Origin of the sequence: Amycolatopsis sp. MJM2582, assembly GCF_000754115.1 — a bacterium.
GTDB classification, from domain to species: Bacteria; Actinomycetota; Actinomycetes; order Mycobacteriales; family Pseudonocardiaceae; genus Amycolatopsis; species Amycolatopsis japonica.
Window position 1 is genome coordinate 1 of the sequence record NZ_JPLW01000004.1, and the last position, 23832, is coordinate 23832.

Here is a 23832-nt window from a genome sequence, read left to right on the forward strand (position 1 = left end):
CCCGCGGCGGTTCGAGGATACGTTGTCCGGACACCCCACGAGAATACCAAGGAATCGAACAAGTATTCGAATCAAAAGTTAGAAATCGTGTGGAAATTGGTTCACATTCCCTGGGGAACCGAAGCGCGCTTCGCTGGCTATAACGCACGAAGTACGTCAAGTCGAATAGAGTCGCGGAGAACGCCGGAATGGCTACCGTCCGTTCGTTCATCACCGCGCAAACCGCCGTTGGCCCACCGGCCGTGGCCGCGGGATAGAACCGCGCCATGACCGCAACCCACCACAACCGCCGCACGCTGCTCAAAGCCGGTCTCACCGGCGCCGGAGCGGTCGCGGGCGGCCTGCTCGTCCCGGGAACCGCGACGGCGAACCCGGTTCCGCTGCTCCGCCGTGACCGCCCGGTGCTCACGCACGGTGTCCAGTCCGGCGACGTCACCACCGGTTCCGGCATCGTCTGGTCGCGCGCCGACCGGCCGTCGCGGCTGATCGTGGAGGTCTCCCGGGATCCGTCGTTCCGGCACGCGCGCCGCGTGCGCGGTCCGGTCATGAGCCCGGAGACCGGCGGCACGGGCAAGGTCCGTGTCGCGGGGCTCATGCCGGGGACCGAAATCCACTACCGCGTGACCGCGGAAGACCTCGACGGCCGCACTCGCAGCGAGGCCCTCACCGGTCGCTTCACCACCGCCCCCGTCGGCCGCTCCGACGTCCGGCTGCTGTGGTCCGGTGACGTCGCCGGGCAGAACTGGGGCATCAACCCGGAACTCGGCGGTATGACGATCTACCGCGCGATGGCCGAGCGCCGTCCGGACCTGTTCCTCCATTGTGGAGACACGGTCTACGCCGACGCGCCGCTCACCGAGACCGTCGCGCTGCCCGGTGGGCGGGTGTGGCGCAACATCGTCACCCCGGAGAAGTCGAAGGTCGCCGAGACGCTCGACGAGTATCGCGGCCAGTTCGCCTACAACATGCTCGACGAGAACCTCAAGCGCTTCACGGCGAGCGTGCCCGCCTATGTCCAGTGGGACGACCACGAAGTCGTGAACAACTGGTACCCGGGGGAAATCCTCAACGACCGTCCCGAATACACCGAGAAGCGCGTCGACGTGCTCGCCGCGCGGGCGTTCCAGGCGTTCCACGAATGGCACCCGATCGACCGCCGCCAGGCCGTCGACGGCCGTGTGTACCGCAACTTCCGGCACGGCTCGCGCGCCGAGGTCTTCGTGCTGGACATGCGGACCTACAAGGACGCCAACACTTCGGATCAAACCAAGCCGGGCCGCATCCTCGGCGGCCGTCAGGCCCGCTGGCTCGTCGACGCGCTCGACCGCAGCACCGCGACCTGGAAGATCATCCAGGCCGACCTCCCGATCGGGCTCACCGTTCCGGACGGCAACGCCATCGAGGGCGTCGCCAACGGCCTTCCCGGCGCGCCCGGCGGCCGCGAGACCGAGCTCGCCTGGGTGCTGCGGGAGATCTCGCGGCGCCGGGTGCGCAACGTCGTCTGGCTGACCGCCGACGTGCACTACACCGCGGCGCACCACTACTCGCCGGATCGCGCTTCCTTCACCGAGTTCGAGCCGTTCTGGGAGTTCGTCTCCGGCCCGCTCAACGCCGGCGCGTTCGGCCCGAACAAGCTCGACCCGACCTTCGGGCCGGAAGCGGTGTTCGTGCACGCCCCGCCCGCCGCGAACACCTCGCCCGCCGACGGTTTCCAGCACTTCGGCGAGGTGAACATCGACGGCCGGAGCGGCGCGCTCACGGTCGACCTGAGGGACGCTACGGGCTCTTCTCTGTGGTCGAAGACCCTGCAGCCCCAACGCTGAGCAGTTCCGTCAGCACCGCGATGCTGAGATCGCCGTGCCCGGCCTCGGCGGCCCGCCGGACGAGGTCGTGCATCGGCCGCTGCCAGCCGACGTCGACGCCTTCCTCGGCCAGTCCGAGGTCGGCGGCGGCGCCGGTGTGGAAGATGTTCACCGAGGCCGCCGGATCCGAGTAGTCGCCGCTGTCGATTTCCTTGGTGTACATCGGAAGCACCGAGATGATCATCTCGAACCACTTGGTGGCGTACGGCAGGAGAGTCTCCGCTTCGAGGCCACGCGACCGCAACGCGGCGGCACCCTGGAAGAACCCGACCAGCGCGGGCAACAGGGTGCCGCCGACGGCCGTTTCGTACAGCGCCGCCAGATCGGTCTCCCCGCCGAGATGGACGGTGTCGCCGCCCAGCACCCGCAACGTTTCCCGGTGCTCGTCGAAGACGGTCTTGTCGCCGCCGTAGTACAGCAGGGTGTCCGGCGCTCCCACGGCCGACGGCACGTTCTTGATCGCGCCGTCGAGGTAGCGCGCGCCGCGACCCGTCGCCCATTCGGCCATCCGGCGCGCTTCCACCGGCGAGCCGCTGTTCAGGGTGACCAAAGCACGTCCGGTCAACAAGGCCGCTTCCAAAGCCGCGCGCGTGTCTTCGTAAGTCGTCAAGCAGGCGATGGTCAACGGGCTCGCCCGGACCGCGTCGTCGGCCGTCGCGGCCAGGATCGCTCCCCGCGCGACGAGAGGATCGGCCTTCGAGGCCGTCCTGTTCCACACGGTGGTCGGATGGCCGGCCGCGAGGAAGGCGCCCGCGAGGGCCGAGCCCATCGAGCCGAGGCCCACGACGGTCACCGGTGTCTTCGGCATTTTTCGCTCCAGTCAAAGGAAATCTTCGGGATGACTCCATGCTGGGCGGTCGCGTACATTCGATCAAGTACCTACTATTTTGCCGGGTACCGACAAAAAGGTAAGTGACACGATGACCAAGAACCGCACGTTCACCTGCGGCCTCGACGCCGCGATCGCCGTCATGGGCGGCAAATGGAAAGGGCTCATCCTGTTCGCGCTCCAGGACGGCCCGCTGCGCTTCGGGGAGCTGCGGCGCGCGGTGCCCGGCATCAGTGAACGGGTGCTGATCCTGCAGTTGCGCGAGATGGAGACCACCGGGCTGCTGCATCGCGAGGTGTACCACCAGGTTCCGCCGAAGGTGGAGTATTCGCTGACGGAGTTCGGGGATTCCCTCAACACCGCGATGGCCGCGCTCGGGGAGTGGGGCGAGGAGCACCTCGAGCGCATCGAGGCCATTCCCTGGTCCGACGTGAAGTGAGCGGAGAAGCACCCAGTAGGCTCCGGGCGAATAGCACGAATCCCACCCAAGGAGAAATACCGCCGTGACTGAACGCACGCTGGTCCTCGTCAAGCCCGATGGCGTCGCGCGCGGCCTCGTCGGCGAGGTCATCGCTCGCATCGAGCGCAAGGGCCTGAAGCTCGCCGCCCTCGAACTGCGCACCGTCGAGCGCTCGGTCGCCGAGGAGCACTACGCCGAGCACAAGGAGCGCCCGTTCTTCGGCGACCTCCTCGAGTTCATCACCTCGGGCCCGCTGGTCGCGATCGCCGTCGAGGGCCCGCGCGCCATCGCCGCCTTCCGTCAGCTCGCCGGCGGCACCGACCCGGTCGAGAAGGCCACCCCCGGCACCCTGCGCGGCGACTTCGCGCTGGAGACCCAGTACAACCTGGTGCACGGTTCGGACTCCCCGGAGTCGGCCGAGCGCGAGCTCAAGCTCTGGTTCCCCGAGGTCTGACACACTCGTGGGTGGCGCGGGAAGACCGCGTCACCCGCGGACCTGGGGGTTGTCGATGACACCGGACGAGTACCTGGCACGACTGCGGGAACTCACCACCGGTTTCGCGCAAGTGGCGCGCACCGGGGACCACGCCGCGCCCGTACCGTGCTGCGGCGACTGGCGCCTGCGTGACCTGGTCGTCCACCTCGGCAACGTCCACCGCTGGGCGGCCGGGATCGTGCGCACCGGCGAACTCGCCCCGCAGAGCTTCGAGGACGAACCCGGCACGGACCTCGCCGCCTGGTACCGCGAAAGCGCCGAAGAGCTCATCGAGGCACTGCGCGAGGCATCTCCCGAAGACGGCGCCTGGAACTTCACCGCCGCCGCCAAGACCAAGGCTTTCTGGTTCCGCCGCCAGGTCCACGAGACCGTGGTGCACCTGCTCGACGCCCACCGCGCGGCAGGGACCGAATACACCCTCGACCCGGACATCGCCGCCGACGGCGCGGACGAGGTCCTCCTCGGCATGCTGCCGAAGGTGAAGCGCTGGCACACCCCGCCCGTGGTCACCGTTCCGTTGCTGCTGAAGACATCCGACACCGGACACGCCTGGTTGATCACACCGCCGGGCGAAACCGACGTCCCCGGCTCGCGGCAGGCGGATCCCGCCGAAGCGGCCGGCGCCGTCGTCGAAAGCACCGCGGAAGCGCTGGACCTGCTGCTGTGGCAACGGATCGAGCTCGACGGGTCGGGTATCGAAATCACCGGTGACGCCGCGGCGGCGAAGACCTTCCTCGCCGGGCCTTTCACGCCCTGACCTTCGCGCCCTACGCCGTTCGGTTCACGTTCACCTCGGGGTCTTCTCCTGGCGGTCCGCGTCCGCTGTGCTGAGCGATGCTGCCTGTCACTCGATCGTGGGGTAATCCGTGAGAAATTCACGCCTGTTGTTGCTCGCTGCCCTGCTGCCCGGATCGTTCGTCGCCACACCGGCGCACGCCGATCCCTTGGCCGCTCCACTCGGTCCGGTGCCCGTCGAAGCCGCCCCGGCGGCCTCTTCGGCGAAGGAGGGCCCGTCCGCGTACGCCGTGGCCGCGCCCGACGACGGTCTCGTCACCACCAGCGCGACTTCGCGCGTGGCGCCGGGCCTGAGTCTCACCGAGTTCGACCGGTACGACCCGGCGGGCTGGATCCGCGGCGACACCCTCGCCGTCGATCTCACCAGCAAGACCCTCAAGCCGACGTACCTCAGCCCCGGCACGGTTTCCGCGCGGACGCCGCTTTCGCAGCAGGTCGCCAGGGCCGGTGCGGTCGCCGGGGTCAACGGGGACTTCTTCGACATCAACGCCAGCGGGGCGCCGATCGGCGTCGGTGTCGACGCCGGGAAACTCCAGACGGCGCCCGCGCGCGGCCACAACCTGACCGCGTCGATCACCGAAGAAGGCAAGGCGCGGCTCGCGGAGGTGTTCCTCGAAGCGTCGGTGACCCTGCCCGACGGCAAGGTCGTGCCCGCCTCGAACTTCAACAGCCCGGTGCTGAGCGGCGACGCGATCGGCGTCTACACGCCGTTGTGGGGCGCGTCCTCGCGGCGGACCTCGGTCGCGGGCGCCCGGAGCGTCGTCGAGATCGAGGTGTCCGGCGGCGTGGTCACCCAGGTGCGGCCGCAGCCCGCCGACGGTCCGATCGCCGCGGGGGCGACGATCCTGCTCGCCCGTGACGGCGGCGTCGACGCGTTGTCCGGCTTGAAGCCCGGCGACAAGGTGGGCGTCGCGTACGCGCCGAAGAGTGACGCGGGCAAGCTGTCCGTCTCGGTCGGCGGGAACAAGGTCCTGCTGCGTGACGGCGCGGTCCAGCCGGTCGACAACGTCGCCATGCACCCCCGGACCGCGGTCGGGTTCTCCGCCGACGGTACGAAGATGTGGCTGGCCACGGTCGACGGCCGCCAGGCGGACAGCCGCGGCATGACCGAACTCGAACTCGCCCGGCACATGAAGTCGCTCGGCGCGGACGACGCCCTCAACCTCGACGGCGGCGGATCCTCGACGATGCTCGCCCGTGAGGAGGGCGAGAAGTCGCCGCTGGTGCGCAATGCGCCGTCGGATGGCGGGGAACGCCTGGTGCCCAACGGGATCGGCGTCGCCACCGTGCCGGGAAGCGGGCGGCTGACCGGATTCGCGCCCGCTCCCGCGCAGGACACCACGGACGCGACGCGTGTGCTTTCCGGGCTGACGCGGAAGCTCGTCGCCGGGGGCCACGACGAGACCGGTGCCGCCGTCGATGGCAAGGTCCAGTGGCTCAGCACCGATCCCTTCCGCGGCACCGTGACCGGTGGAGTGTTCACCGCGCACGCCGACCGGCTCCGGCCCGACGCCCCCGCCAACGTCGATGTCTACGCGAAACGCGGCGGCGTCCTGGGCAAGACCACGCTGAACGTCCTCGGCTCGCCGGTCCGGCTGGGCACGAGCACCGAGCAGGTCGCGCTGTCCGGCGAAGGCGCGAAGAGCACGTTCAAGGTCTTCGGCTACGACGCCGACGGTTATGGCACGTGGATCGAGCCCGACGACGTCAAACTCGACTACGACCCCGCCGTGGTGAAGATCGAACCGTCCGGTGACGGGTTCTCGGTGACGGCGCTGAAGGCGTCCGGCGCTTCGGCGATCACCGCCACCGCCGGCGGGAAGGTGACGCATCTGGCGGCTTCGGTCGGCACGGAATCCCGGGTCGCGGCGCCGTTGGACGGCCCCGCGGGCTGGACCGCCAGCGTCTTCCCGGCCGTCGTCGGCGCCGCGCTTTCCGAGGCGCCCGGCCGTGACGGCGGACGCGGTCTCGCGCTGGACTACCGGCTGAACGGGACCAACGCCACGCGCGCGGCCTACGTCAACTCGGCGTCGCCGCTCGCGGTGCCGCCCGGCACCCAGCGTGTCGGCCTGTGGGTCAACGGCGACGCGAAGGGTGCTTGGCTGCGCGCGGAACTCCGTGACGCCGCCAACGTCCCGTCCGTCGTGGACCTGTCGCTGAGCGTCGACTGGACGGGCTGGCGCTACGTCCGCGCGGCGATCCCGGCCGGGCTCCCCGACGGGCAGCGGCTGACGAAGTTCTACGCCGTCGAGAACGTCCCGGACCAGCAGTACGAAGGACGGCTGGTCTTCGACGACCTCACGTTCGAGGTCGCACCCGCGGCCGCCGTCCCCGCCGACCCGGCACCGCGTGACCCGGCGCTGATCACCGACGGCGTCGCGACCGGCGGTCTGCGGATCGCCGTGGTCAGTGACGCGCAGTTCACCGCCGACCAGCCGAACGGCCCGCTGGTGGCCCAGGCGCGCCGCGCGCTGCGCGAGGCGGTGGCGGCGAAACCCGATCTCGTGCTGATCAACGGCGACTTCGTCGACCGGGGCACGGCCGCCGATTTCGTGCTGGCCCGCTCGATCATCGATGAGGAACTGGTCGGCAAGGCGCCCTGGTACTACGTTCCGGGCAACCACGAGGCCGACGGCGGGCACGGGCTCGCGGAGTTCCAGGCGGCGTTCGGGGAGACCCATCGCGTCGCCGATGTCGCCGGGATCCGGCTGGTGCTGATGGATTCCTCGCGCGGGTCGCTGCGCGCGGGCGGATTCGACCAGATCCGGATGCTGCGCGAGGCACTGGACGGGGCGAAGGCGGACCGGCGGATCCGCGGCGTGGTCGTCGCGATGCACCATCCGGTGAAGGACCCCAGCGCGAGCGGGAATTCGCAGCTGGCCGACCGCAAGGAAGCCGCCATGCTGACCGGCTGGCTGACCGCGTTCGAACGCGAGTCGGGCAAGCAGGCGGCCGCGATCGCCTCGCACGCGGGCGTTTTCAACCTGTCGAGGGTCGACGGCGTGCCGTACCTGGTGAACGGCAACTCCGGGAAGTCGCCCGCGGCGGCGCCGGGTGACGGCGGGTTCGTCGGCTGGACGATGGTCCGGTTCGAGCCGGGGGACAAGGCGCAGCCCGTGCGGTTCGAGACGCGGCCGAACGTCGACGCGCTGACGCTGTCCGGGCCCTCGTCGCTGGTGCGCGGGGAGAAGGCGGACGTCCGGGCCGTGGTGACGCAGGGAGCGCGTCAGGTTCCGGTCTCGTACCCGGTGAGCGCGGACTGGAAGGGCGGCTGGGGCACACATGTGGCCGGCGGATTCCTGCCCGCGATGCCGTGGGACGTCGCGTCGTTCGATCCGGCGAGCGGGGTGCTGACCGCGCTGCGGCCGGGGACGGCGAACCTCTCGGTGACCGTCAACGGGGTCACGAAGAGCCTCTCGGTCACCGTCCGCTAGCGCAATGAAAGGTCCTTTCCTTGCAAATTTTGCAAGGAAAGGACCTTTCATTGCACGCGTCAGGCGGCTTCGTGCGCCTCTTCGACCGTGCCCGGCAGCGCCGGACCCCTCGGCGGGATCGCGTCGGCGCCGGCCGGGTCCACCGTCCGCACCGAACCGTCGGCCGCGGCCCGCGCGATCGCGAGCATCGAGGCCCGCGCGTCCTGGATCTGCTGCTGTTCCCGCTCCGGGATGAGGCTCAGCTCGATCAGCACGCTGCCGTTGCCGAGCAGCCCGTAGCCGTTGCGCGCGATGCCCTGGTAGTCACCGCCGGGATACTGCGAGACGTAGCCGCCGTTACCGTCGATCGACCGCTGCACCACCACCGCGATCTGCTTCGCGAAGTCCACATCGGACGGTTTCACGCCCGGATTCGTCGGCCACAGCGTGGAAGCCGTGATCTCCTTGCCGTTGGCGTCCTGATACCGGCCTTGCATGTGGTAGTCGACCATGATGTCCGGCTTGAACTCCGCGTTCCGCCGCTGGATCAGGCCCGCTTCGGTGGCCGGGTTGTCCTTCGGCGCGACGGCCGGGTCGTGATAGCGGTTGATGTCGTACCCCTTGCCCTTCTCGCCGTATTCGGGAGTGGCGTCCGGGTCGTAGTTGTAGCGCCAGTCGCGCTCGTGCCCGTCGGGGTTGGCGCGCACGACGATGTCGACGGTCACCTTCGCGAGCAGTTTCCGCGCCCACGCGCTGTTCCCCACGCCGACCTCGCGCAGGAACTCGAGCGCGGCGGGCGTGCCGAGCGGCTCGTCGCCGTGCTGCTGGGTGACGTACTGGATCCGGGTCTTGCCGTGGCCGACCCTGGCCGCCCACACGGGACGGCCCTCGTTGCTGCGGCCGATCTTGTCGACGCGGATCTTGCCGTGGCTGAGCGCCGCCAGCTTGTGCAGTTCGAACGCCAGCTTCGCGGTGGACGGCCGCGGGTCCACAGTGGCCGCACGGGTCTCGGCCGCCTGCGCTGCGGGCGCCACCAGGAGCCCGGCACTGACAAAAACGGACAACAGGGCGATTTTGGGCTTGAGACTCATGGTCGGTGAGTATCGATGAGTGGGCAACGGCCGACAAGGGCCCGGATAAACCGGTCGAATTTTGTCGGTGGCAGGTCCTAGGGTGCCTACCGTGGGTGACTCGGAGCACGAACCGGCGATGGTGCAGGCGAAGGCGTTGGTCAAGCGTTTTGGCGATTTCGAGGCCGTACGCGGGATCGACGTCGAGGTCCGCCCGGGGGAGGCCTTCGGCTTCCTCGGGCCCAACGGCGCGGGCAAGTCCTCCACCATGCGCATGATCGCGAGCGTCTCCCCGCGCACCGACGGCGACCTGCGGGTCCTCGGGATGGATCCGGACGTCGAGGGGCCGAAGATCCGTGCCCGGCTCGGCGTGGTGCCGCAGCAGGACAACCTCGACACCGAGCTCACCGTCCGGCAGAACCTGCAGATCTACGGCCGCTACTTCGGGCTTTCCCGCGCGCACGTGCGGAGCAAGGCCGAGGAGCTGATGGAGTTCGCCCAGCTCACCGACCGGGCGAACGCGGAGGTCGATTCGCTCTCCGGTGGGATGAAGCGGCGGCTGACCATCGCGCGGTCCCTGGTCAACGACCCGGAGCTGCTCCTGCTCGACGAGCCGACCACGGGTCTCGACCCGCAGGCCCGGCACCTGTTGTGGGACAGGCTGTTCCGGCTCAAGGCCGGCGGGACCACGCTGATCATCACCACGCACTACATGGACGAAGCGGAACAGCTCTGCGACAGGCTGGTCGTGATGGACAACGGCCGGATCGCCGCCGAAGGCTCGCCCGCGGATCTGATCAGCCGGTATTCCACCCGCGAGGTCGTGGAGCTGCGCTTCCCGAACGGCGAACAGGAGGCGGCCGCGAAGCGGATCGAGGGCCTCGCCGAACGCGTCGAGGTGCTGCCGGACCGCGTCCTGCTCTACACGATGACCGGTGAGGCCACCCTCGAACAGGCGCACGCGCGCGGGTTGCGTCCGCTGTCGAGCCTGGTCCGCCGCAGTTCGCTGGAAGACGTCTTCCTCCGCCTCACCGGCCGGACGCTGGTGGACTGATGACCACAGCGCAGACGAAGGCGTCGACGGGCCGCGTGGTCTCGCGCTGGGCGGGAGCCTGGCTGCGGGTCGAGGGCCATTGGATGTGGTACCGCCGGTACTGGGTGTCCACTTTGTACTCGACGGGCCTGCAGCCGGTGCTGTTCCTGGCCGCGATGGGGCTCGGTTTCGGCTCGCAGGTGCAGGCGGGCGCGGCGACGGGCGGCTTCTCGTACCTGGAGTATGTCGCCCCGGCGCTGCTCGTGGCTGGCGCCGCGCAGCTGGCGGTGGGGGAGTCGAGCTACCCGGTGCTGTCGGGGTTCAAATGGCAGCAGGACTACATCGCCGTCACCGCCACCCCGATCACGCCGGGGCAGGTGCTCGGCAGTCAGATCATGTGGGTGAGCCTGCGGCTGACCCTGGCGGGCACGATCTACGCCGTCATCGCGGCGCTCTTCGGTTCGTGGACGGGTTTCGGCGTGCTCGCCGTCATCCTGATCGGCACGCTCACCGGTATCGCGTGCGGCACCCCGGTGATGGCGCTGGCCGCGACCACCTACGACGAGGGCACCCGGTTCGGCCTGGTGTTCCGGTTCATCCTGATCCCGATGACGTTGTTCTCCGGCACGTTCTTCCCCATCTCCGAACTGCCGGCCCCGCTGATGTGGATCGCGTGGATCTCCCCGCTGTGGCACGGCAACGAGGCCGCCAGGGCGGTCAGCCTCGGCACCGTCGGCCCGCTCGCCACGCTGGGCCACCTCGCCTTCCTGGTCGTCCTGGCCGGGGTGGGCTGGGCGCTGGCGCACAAGTACTTCTACCGACGGCTGGTGGTCTGAAATGGCGGTGCTCACCGAAGCCCCGCGGCGCGGGGTGCTGCTGCGGATCCTGCCGTCCGCGCTGTACAGCGGCCGGTCGACGGCGGTGCTGGAGCGGACCTTCCTGACGTACTCGCACGCCTGGATGCTGTTCGTGTCCGGCGTTTTCGAGCCGCTGTTCTACCTGATGGCCTTCCAGCTCGGCTTCGGCAAGCTCGTCGGCGAGGTCGTCGGGCCCGGCGGCCAGGCGATGAGTTACGTCGCGTTCGTCGCGCCCGGCCTGCTCGCGGCGTCCGCGATGAACGGCGCGATCCTCGACTCGACGTACAACCTGTTCTTCAAGCTGAAGTACGCCAAGCTGTACGACGCCATGCTCGCCACCCCGATCGGGCCGCTGGACATCGCGCTCGGCGAGGTCGGCTGGTCGGTGCTGCGCGGCGGAATCTACTCGGCGACGTTCCTCGGCGTGATGACCGTGATGGGGCTGCCCGGGTCGTGGTGGGCCCTGCTGATGATCCCGGCGGCGCTGCTGATCGCGATGGCGTTCTCGGCCATCGGCATCGTGCTGGTGACCTTCCTGCGGTCGGTGTCGCAGTTCGACTACATCAACCTCGTGCTGATGCCGCTGTTCCTGTTCTCCACGACGTTCTACCCGCTTTCGGTGTACCCGGCGGGGATCCAGTGGATCGTGCAGATCTTCCCGCTGTACCACGGCATCGAGCTGATGCGCGGGCTTTCGGCAGGCGTCCTGTCGTGGGGCATGGTCGGGAACGTGGCGTATCTGGTGGCGCTGGCGGCGGTCGGGATCTACGCGTCCTCGAAGCGGTTCGGCAAACTCCTGCTCCGCTGATCCGGGTCAGCGGGCCGGGTTCGAGCCCGTCCGCCGGGGCGCCACCGCGGCCAGCGCGTCGACCATGCCGTGCCCGTAGAAGCCGTTGAACCCCGCGTACCCGGTGCAGTACGCGTCCTGCGAGCCGTCACCGGTCAGGTCGTAGTCGGCGGGACACGCGATCGGGGTGGCGTGGGCGTCCAGCGTCCGCCGCAGCTGGCGGGCGCTGTAGCCGGGATGCTTCGAAGCGAGCAACGCCGCGACACCGGCGACGTGCGGCGCCGCCATCGACGTCCCGCACAGCGGCGCGTACCCGCCGGGAACGGTCGAAAGCACGCACCGCCCGGCCTCGCCGCCCGGAGCGGTCACGTCGATCACGCCGAGCCCGTACGAGCTGTACCCGGCCTTCACCCGCTCTTCGCTCACGGACGACACCGCGACGACGTCCCGCAGACCGGCGGGCAGCGCCTGACAGCCTTCGGCCTGGCGCCGGGCACCTGAACGCGGGGACGGCACCAGCTCGGCGGCTTCGTTGGTCGCCGCCGCGACGTTGAGGGTGCCGGCCGAGGTCGCGTACTCGACGGCGCGGGCCATGACCTCGTTCACGACGCCCCGTTTGTCGTCGTGGGCGCACGAGAGCGACCACGGATCGACGAAGTAGCTGCTGTTCGTCACCGCCATGCCCTGTGAAACGGCCCACATCAGCCCGCAGACGGCGGCTTCGGGGTCGGCGTACCCGCGATCGTCGATCACCTTCACCGAGGCGATCCGCACGCCGGGCGCCACCCCGGTGACCCCTTTGCCGTCGTCGGCGGCGGCGATGATCCCCGCGACGTGGGTGCCGTGCACCGACGTGGTCGCGGCCCAGTTCCGGTCGGGCGCGCCGGTCAGGCAGCCCGCGGACTTGCCGGGGTCGAGGGCGTTCGCCAGGTCGGGGTGGGTGGGGTCGACGCCGGAGTCGAGGACGCCGACGACGACGTCCGGGCTGCCCGGTTCGATCGCGTGGGCCTTGTCGGCGCCGATCGCGCGCATGTCCCACTGCTCGCCGGTGCGGTCGGCGGAGGGCACCTTCACCGGATCCGTCGGTTCGAGTTCGGCGCGGGCGGGCGCGGATCTGGCCGGTGACGTGCCGTTGGCCCGTTGCACGGCCAGCCGTTCGGCCTGCGCGCTGAACGCGGCGGCCGGCCGGACCAGCTCGGCGAAGTCCCGGTCGGCCGAGGTCGCCACGGCCACGGCGATCTGCGGGTAGTAGACGGTCGTGCTGCCACAGCCCTCGGCGACGGCCGCCCTGGCCTCGGCTTCGGGAGTGCCCTTGTCGAAGGCGACGACGTAACGCAGGGCCCGTCCCTGGGGATGACACGAGGACTCGGCCTCGGCCGTCGCGACAGCGGCGACCGAACCGCAGAGCACCACGAAGGCGCACACGGCCGCTCGCAGGGACCGCCCCAGCAGGGACACCGGACCTCCCACCGGAGAACATCGGACGACGGGGGCACCGCTGCCTACGCGTCAGTACCCCCGAGCGGCACGCTAGCCACCCTCGGCCGGGTCGACAAGCTCTCCCGCGAAGTTCGCTCGGCCGGTGGCCGCGGCGCGCCCGGGAGCCAGGTGTGTGGCACCGAGTACACCGGAGTGGGGCCGGGGTGTGGGATACTCGCGGTGGCCGCTGGCCGACGGGCACACGTGAGAGGTGGCGCTCGCGGTCTCGTGGCCCGGTGGTGTGCTGCACATCCTCCACACGCGTCGCCGCTGTATGCGGCTCGACGACGTGGCGGGCGGCCCGATGTCGCGAACGTGGCCAGCGCTCCGCCGAGCAGACCTTCAGCCGTACGCGGCGCCCGGACAACCCCGGCGCCGTCGCGGTCCGGGCAAGGATTCCCGCTGCTGGTGACCACCACGGCGGAACGAACAGAAAGGGGCCCCTGCGCGGCCGCGTCGAGCCGGTGAGAGCCAGCCGACGCGCCCGGGGGCGGAGGAGATATATGTCGAACGCGGACACACCCGCCGTCACCGGCGGGAATACCGCCACACCCAGCGCAGGCCAGCTGGGCGAACTGCCGCCCCGGATCCGGGTGCACGCGCTGGCGAAGCTGCTGGGATCCAACAGCCGTGAACTGATGGCCAAGCTCGGTGAGCTCGGCGAGACCGTACGCAGCGCGCAGTCCAGCGTCACCCGCGAGGTCGCCTTCAAGCTCGCCGAAGCCCTCGCGGGCGGAGACGAGCCCGAAACGACTCCCGTCGCGGAGACCCCGGCGGCTCCCGAGCCCGAGGTCAAGGCCGAGGCGGAGCCCGAGCCGGAGCCCGCTCCGCAGGTGGAGGCCCCCTCGCGGCGTGTTCCGCCCGCGCTGGCCGCCCCCGTGACCCCGGAGCCGCCGGAGCGGACGACCAGGCCGTCGAAGGTGGCCGCACACCTCCCGGTGTTCGCCGCGCCGTCGCCGGTGTTCCTGCCGCCGGAGCCCGTCGCGGCGAAGCCCGCCCGCAAACCGGAGCCCGCCTTCGCACTGACCGAGGAAACCGCTTCCGACGAGGACGAGACGCAGGCGGAGCAGGCCGAAGGCCAGGGCACCGACGAGGACGGTGACGACGCCAACGGCCGTCGCCGCCGTCGTCGCGGACGCCGTGGCCGTGGCCGGGGCAAGGGCGGCGACGAGGGCTCGGCCGAGTCCGAGAACGAGGACGAGCAGTCCGAAGAGGCGCGTGCCCCGCGCGGCCGTCAGCAGCGCGCGAAGGACAAGGACGCCGAGACCGAAGAGGTCGGCGCGGAGAGCGCCGAAGAAGCGTCCACCGAGTCCGATTCGGACAATGACGGCGAATCGGACAGCGGTAGCAAGCGCCGCCGTCGTCGCCGCCGTCGCAAGGGCGGGGACGACGACACCGCCGAGGCCACCAGCGACGACCCGCCCAACACGGTCGTCCACGTGCGCCAGGCCAAGGCCGCCGAGACCGAGCGCCCCGCGCGGGACGAGGTCCGCAGCGTGCGCGGCTCGACCCGGCTCGAAGCCAAGCGCCAGCGCCGCCGGGACGGCCGCGAGGCCGGCCGCCGTCGTGCGCCGATCCTGTCCGAGGCCGAGTTCCTCGCCCGCCGCGAGTCGGTCGAGCGCACCATGGTCGTCGCCGAGAAGGGCGAGTCCACGCAGATCGGCGTGCTCGAGGACGGTGTCCTGTGCGAGCACTTCGTGACGTCGTCGGGCACCGGCTCGATCGTCGGCAACGTGTACCTCGGCCGCGTGCAGAACGTGCTGCCGTCGATGGAGGCCGCCTTCATCGACATCGGCCGCGGCCGCAACGCCGTGCTCTACGCCGGCGAGGTCGACTGGGACGCCGCCGGTCTCGAGGGCAAGGCCCGCAAGATCGAGCAGGCGCTCTCCACCGGCGATTCCGTGCTGGTCCAGGTCACCAAGGACCCGGTCGGGCACAAAGGCGCCCGGCTGACCACGCAGATCTCGCTGCCGGGCCGCTTCCTGGTCTACGTGCCCGCGGGCGGCGCCACCGGTATCTCCCGGAAGCTCCCGGAGAACGAGCGCCGCCGCCTGAAGGACATCCTCAAGCGCATCGTCCCCGAGGACGCCGGTGTGATCATCCGCACCGCTTCCGAGGGCATCAGCGAGGAGGAGCTGGACCGGGACGTCCGCCGCCTCAAGGCGCAGTGGGACGTCATCAAGGAGAAGGCCGAAGCCGGCAACGGCGGCAAGAAGAACAGCGCCCCGGTCATGCTCTACGAAGAGCCGGACCTGCTGGTCAAGGTCGTCCGCGATCTGTTCACCGAGGACTTCGCCAAGCTGGAGATCCAGGGTGACAAGGCCTGGGACACCATCTACAACTACGTGCAGCACGTGGCGCCGGACCTGGCGGATCGCGTCAAGCGGTACACGGGCACCGGTTCGGCCTTCGCCGACCACCGCATCGACGAGCAGATCACCAAGGCGCTGGACCGCAAGGTCTGGCTGCCCTCGGGTGGTTACCTGGTCATCGACCGCACCGAAGCGATGACGGTCATCGACGTCAACACCGGCAAGTTCACCGGATCGGGTGGCAACCTCGAGGAGACGGTGACCAGGAACAACCTGGAGTCGGCGGAGGAGATCGTCCGCCAGCTCCGGCTCCGGGACATCGGCGGCATCATCGTCATCGACTTCATCGACATGGTGCTCGAATCCAACCGCGAGCTCGTGCTGCGGCGGCTGACCGAATGCCTCGGCCGCGACCGCACGCGTCACCAGGTCGCCGAGGTCACCTCGCTCGGCCTGGTGCAGATGACCCGCAAGAAGATCGGCACCGGGCTGCTCGAGGCGTTCTCGACGCCGTGCGAGCACTGCAAGGGCCGTGGCGTGGTGGTCTCGACCGAGCCGCAGCGCACCGGTGGCGGCGGCAACGGTCACAACCACGGCAACGGCGGCGGTGGCGGCAAGGAGCAGGGCTCCCGCCGGTCCCGCGGCCGGGGCAAGGGTGAGGACCAGGGGCAGGGCCAGAACGAGCCCGCCGCGGCCAAGGTCGAAACGCCTCCGCCCGCCCAGCGCGAGTCGGTGGTTTCGGCGGTCCAGGCCGTGGCCAACGCCACGAAGGCGGCCAAGGGCGAGCACGCGCACGAGGTCACCGAGAACGTCGAGGGCGCCGCGCTGAACGGGCACGCCCCGCAGGCTTCGGAGCCCGTGGCCGAAGCGACCGTCGAGCAGGCGGCCGAGGCGGCCGCTGAGCCGGTCTCCGAGCCGGTCGCCGAGGCGCCCGCGACGGAACTCGCCGGTGAGCCGGTGACGACTCCGGACGACGAGGCTCCGGCCGTGCGCGAGGAAGAGATCGCCGTCGTCGCGGAATCGGGCCCGGGGCCCGAAGCGCCCGAGGTGCCGGTGACTCCTGAGGCTGTTGTGACAGAAGAGGTTTCCGAGCCCGAGACTCCTCCCGCTCAGGAGGAGACCGAGCCCGAGGTGGACGTTCCGGCCCCGGCCGTGCGCTCCACCACCCGCCGTCGTCCGCGACGGGCGGCCTCACGGCCGGCCGGTCCGCCGGTCAAGGCGTCGGAAAAGAGCTAGTGAACACCTAGGGGCACCCCGGTGTGATCGCACCGGGGAGCCCCACGTAACCTGTAGAACGGCCCGCCACCTAGAGCGGGCACCTTGCGCAGCATCTGGACCACCCACAGAGAACTTCTGGGTGGGCCGATCACGCAAGCCCCCACCCGTTGTCGAGTAAGCAGGAGACTTCCGTGTCGGCGTACGCGATCGTCAAGACTGGCGGCAAGCAGTACAAGGTGGCCGTCGGCGACGTCGTCGAGGTCGAGAAGCTCGAAGGCGAGCCGGGTACAGAGCACACCTTCCCCGCAGTCCTTTTCGTGGACGGTGGCGACGTCACCACGGACGCCGACGCGCTGGCGAAGGTCTCGGTCACCGGCAAGGTCGTCGAGCAGACCAAGGGTCCGAAGATCCGGATCCACAAGTTCAAGAACAAGACCGGCTACCACAAGCGCCAGGGTCACCGGCAGAAGCTGACCCGCGTCGAGGTCACCGGCATCTCCAAGTAGGACTTTCTCCGGATCTTCGTCAGAAAGAGGATTGAGCCATGGCTCACAAGAAGGGTGCGTCCAGCTCCCGCAACGGTCGCGATTCGAACGCGCAGCGGCTGGGCGTCAAGCGCTACGGCGGCCAGGAAGTCAACGCGGGCGAGATCCTGATCCGCCAGCGTGGCACCAAGTTCCACCCCGGCGTGAACGTCGGCCGTGGCGGCGACGACACGCTGTTCGCGCTGGCCGCCGGTGCGGTCCAGTTCGGCGAGAAGCGTGGCCGCAAGACGGTCAACATCGTGCCGACCGAAGCCTGAGTTCCGGCTTCGAGTTAGAACCTCTGACGAGGGGTGGGGCCGGAATATCCGGGCCCACCCCTCGTTTGTTTTGTGTATCCCCCTTTCTTTTCGCGAGTGAATAGAGGCAAGTCATGGCGTCCCGGTTCGTGGACCGAGCGGTGATCCATCTGGCCGCCGGCGACGGTGGGAACGGCTGCGCCTCGGTGCACCGCGAGAAGTTCAAGCCCCTCGGCGGCCCGGACGGCGGCAACGGCGGCAACGGCGGCGACGTGCTGCTGGTCGTCGATCCGAACGTCCACACGCTGCTCGACTTCCACTTCCGCCCGCACGCCCGCGCCGGCAACGGCAAGCTGGGCCAGGGCGGCAACCGCGCCGGTGCGGCGGGGGAGACGCTGGAGATGCGCGTCCCGTCCGGCACCGTCGTGATGACCGAGGACGGCGAGATCCTGGCCGACCTGGTCGGACCGGGAACCACCTTCGTCGCCGCCCAGGGTGGCCGTGGCGGCCTCGGCAACGCGGCGCTGGCCTCCAAGGCCCGCCGGGCGCCCGGGTTCGCGCTGCTGGGCGAGCCGGGGGAGACCCGCGACCTCGTCCTGGAGCTGCGTTCGGTCGCCGACGTCGGGCTGCTGGGCTTCCCGTCCGCGGGCAAGTCGTCGCTGATCTCGGTGCTGTCCGCGGCCAAGCCGAAGATCGCCGACTACCCGTTCACCACCCTGGTACCGAACCTGGGCGTGATCACCGCCGGATCGACCGTGTTCACCATGGCCGACGTGCCGGGGCTGATCCCGGGCGCGAGCGAGGGCAAGGGGCTCGGCCTCGACTTCCTGCGTCACATCGAACGCTGCGCCGTGCTGGTGCACGTCGTCGACTGCGCCACCTTCGAGCCCGGTCGCGACCCGCTGTCCGACATCGACGCCCTCGAAGAAGAACTGGCCCGCTACACCCCGAGCCTCGGCGGCGACCTCGCCGACCGGCCGCGGGTGGTGGTGCTGAACAAGATCGACATCCCGGACGCCGCCGAACTCGCCGAGTTCGTGCGCCCCGAACTGGAAGCCCGCGGCCTCAGCGTGTTCGAGATCTCGACCGCGTCGCGGCAGGGGCTGAAGGAACTGACCTACGCGCTGGCCGCCGTCGTCGAGAAGTACCGCGCCGACCAGCCCGCCCCCGAGCCGGCGAAGGTCGTGCTCCGGCCGATGGCCGTCGACGACGCGGGCTTCACCGTCGAACTCGACCCGGAGGAAGAAGGCGCGTTCATCATCCGCGGTTCCCGTCCGGAGCGGTGGATCCGGCAGACCAACTTCGGCAACGACGAAGCCGTGGGTTACCTCGCGGACCGGCTCAACCGGCTGGGTGTCGAGGAAGTACTGGCACGCAAGGGCGCCGTACCGGGCAGCCCCGTCACCATCGGCGACGTCCAGTTCGAATGGGAGCCGTCGACCCCGGCCGGGGTCGCGGTGCACCTCTCGGGCCGGGGCACGGACGTGCGGCTGGAGAACACCAGCCGCGTCGGTGCCGCCGAGCGCAAGGAAGCCCGCCGGATCCGTCGTGACGGTCCGGACGGCGTCGAAGACGAAGACGAGATGGACGACGAGTGAGCTCAACCCGGGTGGCGATCGCCGACGCGAAGCGTGTGGTCGTCAAGGTCGGTTCCTCCGCACTGACCACCGCCGGCGACGGTCTCGACGTGGCCAGGCTGGACGCCTTGGTGGACGCGATCGCCGACCGGGTCTCCCGTGGCACGCAGATCGTGCTGGTGTCCTCGGGCGCGATCGGCGCGGGACTCGCGCCGCTCTCGCTCGGCAAACGACCGCGTGACCTCGCCACCCAGCAGGCCGCGGCCAGCGTCGGGCAGCTCGCGCTGGCCCACGCCTACGCCGAGTCGTTCGGCCGGTTTTCGTTGACGGTGGGCCAGGTTCTGCTGACTTCGGACGACGTCGTGCGCCGTGCGCACTACCGCAACGCGCAGAACACGTTCACCCGGCTGCTGGCCCTCGGCGCCGTTCCCGTGGTCAACGAGAACGACACCGTGGCCACCGAAGAGATCCGCTTCGGCGACAACGACCGGCTTGCCGCGCTGGTGGCGCACCTGATCGGCGCCGACGCTCTCGTTCTTTTGTCCGATGTGGACGGTCTGTACGACGGAGACCCCCGTGACGGCGCGACCCGCAAGATCGCCGAAGTCGCCGGGGAGTCCGATGTGGACGGCATCACCGTCGGCATGTCGAGTTCCGGGCTCGGCACCGGCGGCATGGTGTCGAAGCTCGCCGCCGCCCGCACCGCCGCCGGCGCCGGGATCCCGGTCCTGCTCGCCGCCGCTTCCGAGGCCGCCCGCGCCCTGACCACCGCCGAGGTCGGCACGGCGTTCGCCGCCGCGGACTCCCGGCTGTCGGCCCGCCGGTTCTGGCTGGGTTACGCCGCGGGCGCGTCCGGGAAACTGCATCTCGACGACGGCGCGGTCGCGGCCGTCGTCCGCCGCCGTCGCTCGCTGCTGGCCGCCGGGATCACCGGCGTCGACGGCGACTTCCAGGCGGGCGACGTCGTCGATCTGGTCGATCTCCGGCAGCGGACCGTGGCGCGTGGCGTCGTGGCCTTCGACGCGGGCGAACTGCCCGACCTCATCGGCCGCTCCAGTCACGACCTGCCCGCGGAGCAGCGTCGCGAGGTCGTCCACGCGGACGATCTCGTTCCCCTCCGGCGCTAGGGCCCAGGCCCGGCGTCAGGGCGAATCGGCGAGGTGGCCGACCAGGCGCGCCAGTTGTTCGCCGTAGGCTTCGGCGAACTCGGCCGACTGGGGGTCCTGGCCCGAAACGGCCCGGACGACGCGAGGCAGCGCCAGTGCGGCACTGGACGCGGCCATGAAGATCACCAGCAGGAACGCCGGGTCGAGATCGGCGGGGAAATCTCCCGCGGCCTGACGCGCTCGCACGTACTCCACCTGCCGCTGGAGGAATTCGCGCTGCCCCTCGACGCCGATCGCGTCGGGGGCGCCGTCGGTCAGGTTCTCCCAGAGGAACAGCTTGGCGAGGTCGTGGTCCCGGACTCCCGACCTGGCGAAGAACCGGACGACCTCCGCGAACGGTTTCTCGTGGTCGGCGACCGCGGCGTAGTCGCCGTACATCGTCGCGGTCAGCGCGTTGTACAGCCCTTCCTTGCCGCCGAAGTAGTACGAGATGAGCTGCTTGTTCACGCCCGCTTTCGCGGCGATCTCGCTGACCCGTGCCGCGGCGTAGCCCTTCGCGCCGAACTCGGCCTTCGCCGCTTCCAGGAGCTGGGCCTTCGTGCGCTCGGGATCGCGCTGGCGTTCGACGGGGGCGCGGCGAGGGCTGCGCGCGGCGGCTTCGGACATGCGGTTCAGCTTAGCCGCTGACTCTTTCAAACGTACGGTTGACACTATCATCCATATGGTTGATAGTTAGCGGCGGAGAGAGGAGAAACCCATGACCACGAGAATCGCGATCGTCGGCGGCGGAACGGGCGGTCTCTGCTTGGCGCAAGGGCTGCGCAAGGCGGGAATCGACGTGTCCGTTCACGAACGCAGCCGCACCCGGACCGAACGTCTGCAGGGCTATCGCGTGCACATCAACCCGCACGGCGCCGCGGCCCTGCACGAATGCCTGCCGCCCGAGCTCTGGCAGCGGTTCCTGGACACCACCGGCACCACGAGCGGCCCGTTCTCCTTCGTGACGGAGCGGCTGCGCGACCTGATGGTGATCGACGCCGAGCTCACGTCGGGCCCCGATCCCGCGTCGAACCATCATTCGGTCAGCCGGATCAGCCTGCATCAGGTGCTGTCCGACGGGCTCGAAGGAGTTCTGCGCCACGGCAAGGAGTTCGTCGGCTACCGCCGTGAAGGCGAGGTGGTCGTCTGCGAGTTCGCCGACGGCAGTACCGTCGAAGCCGACTTGGTCATCGGCGCAGACGGGGCCAATTCCCGCGTGCGCAAACAGTTCCTTCCCGACGCCGAGCGAGTGGACACGGGAATCATCGCGATCGCGGGCAAACATCCGCTGACCGAAGAGACGCGCAAGCGTTTGCCCGCCCGGCTCACCGACGGTCCGAGCATGGTGATGCCGCGTACCGGGGCGGGCTTGTTCACCGCGCCGCACGAGCTGTCCGGCGCCTCGTCGGTGAACGACGAAACGGCGGACTACGACCCAGTTCTGTTCGACAACACCTCGAGTTACATCATGTGGGCGTACGCGGCGGACGACCGGCGCTACCCGAGCGACCTGTCCTCATTGGACGGTGCCGCGCTGCGGGCCCTGGTGCTGGACCTGATCGACGGCTGGGATCCCGCGTTCAAGGAACTGGTCGCCGGTTCGCCCGAGGAGGCGGTCTCCCGGCTGCCGATCTTCACCTCGAAGCCCGTCGAGCCATGGCCGACGAGCAACGTCACGTTGCTCGGCGACGCGATCCACAGCATGACCCCGTTCCGCGGGATCGGCGCGAACACCGCGCTCCGGGACGCGCAACTGTTGTGCCGCAACCTCGTCGAAGCCCGCAAGACCGGCGCGGTGCGCTCCGCGGTCGCCGATTACGAGCAGAGGATGCGTGACTACGGTTTCGCGGCGGTGCGCGACTCGGAACGCAGTGCCCGCCAATTCGTGTCGGAGAACCGGGCGGGCCGCACGATGGCGCGAGGGATGTTCCGCTTCTTCCAGACGGTCCCTCCGCTGAAGCGCAAGGTCTTCAGCGACCACGGCGACTCATAGCCGGGCGGGGGTGGAGATGCCCAGCAGGGACAGGCCCAACGTCAGCGTCTTCGACGTGAGTTCGGCCAGCAGCAGTCGTGAGTCACGGACGCCGGCGCCTTCGGCGTCCAGCACCGGGCACTGTTCGTAGAACCGCGAGAAGACGACCGCGGTCTCGTACAGGTACGTGCACAGTTTGTGGGGGAGATGTCCGGCGGTCGCCGCGCCGACCGCTTCGGGGAAGCGGGTCAGCGCGAGTGCCAAGGCACGCTCCGCGGGATGGCCGATCAGGACCCGCGCGCCGACGAGGTCCTGATCCGCTTTCGCCAGCACGGAACGGATCCGCGCGTTGGCGTACTGCAGATAGACCGACGTGTTCCCGCTCTTGGCGAGCATCCGGTCCCAGGAGAAGACGTAGTCACGTTCGCGATCGCCGGAAAGGTCGGCGTACTTGATCGCGCCGATCCCGATCGCCTCGGCGACCTCTTCCCTGATTTCGGGGGAGAGGTCGGCCCGGTCGTCGATGACCTCGGCGGCGTGGGAGATCGCTTCGGTGAGCAGGTCGGAAAGCCGGACCGACTCGCCCGCCCGGGTCTTCATGGCGCGGCCGTCCTCACCGAGTACCGAGCCGAACCCGACGTGCTCGGCTCGGTGCTCCTCGCGGAGCCAGCCGGCGGCCCGGCATACGGCGAACACCATCGCGAAATGCTGTGCTTGCGGCGCGCCGACGACGTAGAGCAGATCGGTGACCTCGCGTTGTTCCGTCCAGTACCGCAGGGTCGCGAGATCGGTGGCCGCGTAGCCGTAACCGCCGTCCCGCTTCCGCACGATGAGCGGCAGCGGAGCGCCTTCCCGGTTGCGGAAACCGTCGGGAAAGACGCAGACCGCGCCGTCGCTGATCTCGGTCAGCCCGGCGGCGTCCAGATCGTCCACGACCGCGGCGAGCAACGGGTTGTAGAAGCTCTCGCCGTAGACGTCCTCACTCGCCAACCCGATCCCGAGAAGGTCGTAGACCTGGGTGAAATGCCGTGTCGATTCGTCGACCAGACGTTGCCACAGCGACAGCGTCTCTTCGTCACCGCTTTGCAGGAGCACCACCCGCTCACGCGAGCGGGTCGCGAAGCCGCCGTCGGTGTCGAACTTCGCCCGGGCGGCTCGATAGAAGCCGTTGAGGTCTCCGATCGCGTACGGGCCGGACGGGCGTTCGTCGAGCAGATGCTCGATCAGCATGCCGAACGGAGTGCCCCAATCGCCGAGATGGTTGTGCGGGACGACCTCATGTCCGGCGAACCGTGACAGCCGGACGATCGCGTCGCCGATGACGGTCGACCGGAGGTGCCCGACGTGCATCTCCTTCGCCACGTTCGGGCTGCTGTAGTCGACGGCGATCCGGCGGGGCCGCGGCGTCGCCGGGACACCCAGCCGTGGGTCGCCGTTGAGCGCGGTCGTCCGTTCGGCCAGCCACGACGAGCGCAGGGTGAAGTTGAGGAAGCCCGGCCCCGCGACCTCCGGTGGTTCGGCGAGATCGGCGACGTCGAGCCGCGCCGCGATGTCGGCGGCGATCTTCCTCGGCGGTTTGCCGAGCCGTTTGCCCAGGCTCATCGCGAGATCGCATTGATAGTCGACGCCGCTCTGCGCGGAGACCCGCACCAGGGCGGACGGCGGTTCGAAGTCGGTGACGTGGCGAAGAGCTTTCACCACGCGTCGCGCCAATTCCTCGCTTACATCGCCGAACAACACGGTGTC

19 protein-coding genes are annotated in these 23832 nt (G+C 69.8%); 14 read left to right on the plus strand and 5 right to left on the minus strand.

All coding sequences use genetic code 11. From position 1 onward, the window contains the following. The first annotated feature begins 266 nt into the window (after positions 1 to 266). Positions 267 to 1823: an alkaline phosphatase gene (locus ED92_RS25310; RefSeq protein WP_037342697.1), complete on the plus strand. Its 1557-nt coding sequence runs from the start codon at positions 267 to 269 to the stop codon at positions 1821 to 1823. On the opposite strand, the gene ED92_RS25315 is transcribed toward ED92_RS25310, so the two are convergent. Further along, a complete protein-coding gene (locus tag ED92_RS25315; protein ID WP_037342699.1) occupies positions 1777 to 2670 on the minus strand; it encodes an NAD(P)-dependent oxidoreductase in 894 nt (297 codons plus the stop codon). The genes ED92_RS25310 and ED92_RS25315 overlap by 47 nt on opposite strands. 112 nt (positions 2671 to 2782) lie before the next feature. Between ED92_RS25315 and ED92_RS25320 the strand changes: the two genes are divergently transcribed. The 4 genes from ED92_RS25320 to ED92_RS25335 all read left to right on the plus strand — a co-directional run bounded on the left by ED92_RS25320 (position 2783) and on the right by ED92_RS25335 (position 7876). Then, positions 2783 to 3130: a helix-turn-helix domain-containing protein gene (locus ED92_RS25320; protein WP_037342702.1), complete on the plus strand. Its 348-nt coding sequence runs from the start codon at positions 2783 to 2785 to the stop codon at positions 3128 to 3130. A gap of 64 nt (positions 3131 to 3194) precedes the next feature. Continuing rightward, on the plus strand, positions 3195 to 3605 hold the full coding sequence (ndk, locus tag ED92_RS25325) for a nucleoside-diphosphate kinase (RefSeq protein ID WP_005158515.1): 411 nt from the start codon (positions 3195 to 3197) through the stop codon (positions 3603 to 3605). Positions 3606 to 3660: 55 nt separating this feature from the next. Continuing rightward, complete coding sequence (locus ED92_RS25330; protein ID WP_037342705.1) at positions 3661 to 4404, plus strand: maleylpyruvate isomerase family mycothiol-dependent enzyme; 744 nt, start codon at positions 3661 to 3663, stop codon at positions 4402 to 4404. A 127-nt stretch (positions 4405 to 4531) separates the two neighbouring features. Then, the gene (locus tag ED92_RS25335; protein ID WP_037342708.1) at positions 4532 to 7876 is read left to right on the plus strand and encodes a phosphodiester glycosidase family protein; all 3345 of its coding nucleotides are present in this window, start codon (positions 4532 to 4534) and stop codon (positions 7874 to 7876) included. 59 nt (positions 7877 to 7935) lie between these two features. On the opposite strand, the gene ED92_RS25340 is transcribed toward ED92_RS25335, so the two are convergent. Further along, on the minus strand, positions 7936 to 8946 hold the full coding sequence (locus ED92_RS25340) for a M14 family zinc carboxypeptidase (RefSeq protein ID WP_037342711.1): 1011 nt from the start codon (positions 8944 to 8946) through the stop codon (positions 7936 to 7938). Between the two features lie 118 nt (positions 8947 to 9064). Here ED92_RS25340 and ED92_RS25345 point away from each other — a divergent pair, with 118 nt between their 5' ends. Genes ED92_RS25345 through ED92_RS25355 form a run of 3 tightly spaced genes read left to right on the plus strand, consistent with a single transcriptional unit; the run spans position 9065 to position 11623 of the window. Next, complete coding sequence (locus tag ED92_RS25345) at positions 9065 to 9979, plus strand: ABC transporter ATP-binding protein (protein WP_051972852.1); 915 nt, start codon at positions 9065 to 9067, stop codon at positions 9977 to 9979. After that, positions 9979 to 10794, plus strand: a complete 816-nt coding sequence (locus ED92_RS25350) for an ABC transporter permease (RefSeq protein ID WP_037342717.1) — start codon at positions 9979 to 9981, stop codon at positions 10792 to 10794. Before ED92_RS25345 ends, ED92_RS25350 begins: the two co-directional genes overlap by 1 nt. A gap of 1 nt (position 10795) precedes the next feature. Continuing rightward, on the plus strand, positions 10796 to 11623 hold the full coding sequence (locus ED92_RS25355; protein WP_037342719.1) for an ABC transporter permease: 828 nt from the start codon (positions 10796 to 10798) through the stop codon (positions 11621 to 11623). A 6-nt stretch (positions 11624 to 11629) separates the two neighbouring features. Here ED92_RS25355 and ED92_RS25360 read toward each other — a convergent pair whose 3' ends face one another. Then, complete coding sequence (locus tag ED92_RS25360) at positions 11630 to 13060, minus strand: S8 family serine peptidase (protein WP_037342721.1); 1431 nt, start codon at positions 13058 to 13060, stop codon at positions 11630 to 11632. Positions 13061 to 13584: 524 nt separating this feature from the next. Here ED92_RS25360 and ED92_RS25365 point away from each other — a divergent pair. The 5 genes from ED92_RS25365 (at position 13585) to proB (ending at position 20096) form a co-directional block, all read left to right on the plus strand. Next, positions 13585 to 16629 carry a translation initiation factor IF-2 N-terminal domain-containing protein gene (locus ED92_RS25365; RefSeq protein WP_037342722.1) on the plus strand — a complete coding sequence of 1015 codons (3045 nt, stop codon included), beginning with the start codon at positions 13585 to 13587 and terminating at the stop codon, positions 16627 to 16629. A 173-nt stretch (positions 16630 to 16802) separates the two neighbouring features. Further along, positions 16803 to 17117, plus strand: a complete 315-nt coding sequence (gene rplU, locus ED92_RS25370; RefSeq protein WP_005158538.1) for a 50S ribosomal protein L21 — start codon at positions 16803 to 16805, stop codon at positions 17115 to 17117. A 38-nt stretch (positions 17118 to 17155) separates the two neighbouring features. Continuing rightward, positions 17156 to 17413 (plus strand): 50S ribosomal protein L27, encoded by a 258-nt coding sequence (gene rpmA, locus ED92_RS25375; protein WP_007034782.1) that lies wholly within the window; start codon positions 17156 to 17158, stop codon positions 17411 to 17413. A 113-nt stretch (positions 17414 to 17526) separates the two neighbouring features. Next, positions 17527 to 18990 carry a GTPase ObgE gene (gene obgE / locus ED92_RS25380; RefSeq protein ID WP_037342724.1) on the plus strand — a complete coding sequence of 488 codons (1464 nt, stop codon included), beginning with the start codon at positions 17527 to 17529 and terminating at the stop codon, positions 18988 to 18990. Further along, positions 18987 to 20096, plus strand: a complete 1110-nt coding sequence (gene proB, locus ED92_RS25385; protein ID WP_037342725.1) for a glutamate 5-kinase — start codon at positions 18987 to 18989, stop codon at positions 20094 to 20096. Before obgE ends, proB begins: the two co-directional genes overlap by 4 nt. Before the next feature lie 15 nt (positions 20097 to 20111). Here the strand turns inward: proB and ED92_RS25390 are convergent, their stop codons facing one another. Next, the gene (locus ED92_RS25390) at positions 20112 to 20741 is read right to left on the minus strand and encodes a TetR/AcrR family transcriptional regulator (RefSeq protein ID WP_037342726.1); all 630 of its coding nucleotides are present in this window, start codon (positions 20739 to 20741) and stop codon (positions 20112 to 20114) included. A 91-nt stretch (positions 20742 to 20832) separates the two neighbouring features. Between ED92_RS25390 and ED92_RS25395 the strand changes: the two genes are divergently transcribed. After that, positions 20833 to 22107, plus strand: coding sequence for an NAD(P)/FAD-dependent oxidoreductase (locus tag ED92_RS25395; RefSeq protein WP_037342727.1), 1275 nt, complete (start codon positions 20833 to 20835; stop codon positions 22105 to 22107). Here ED92_RS25395 and argS read toward each other — a convergent pair. Beyond that, positions 22102 to 23826, minus strand: a complete 1725-nt coding sequence (argS, locus tag ED92_RS25400; RefSeq protein ID WP_037342728.1) for an arginine--tRNA ligase — start codon at positions 23824 to 23826, stop codon at positions 22102 to 22104. The genes ED92_RS25395 and argS overlap by 6 nt on opposite strands. Positions 23827 to 23832: the final 6 nt, after the last annotated feature.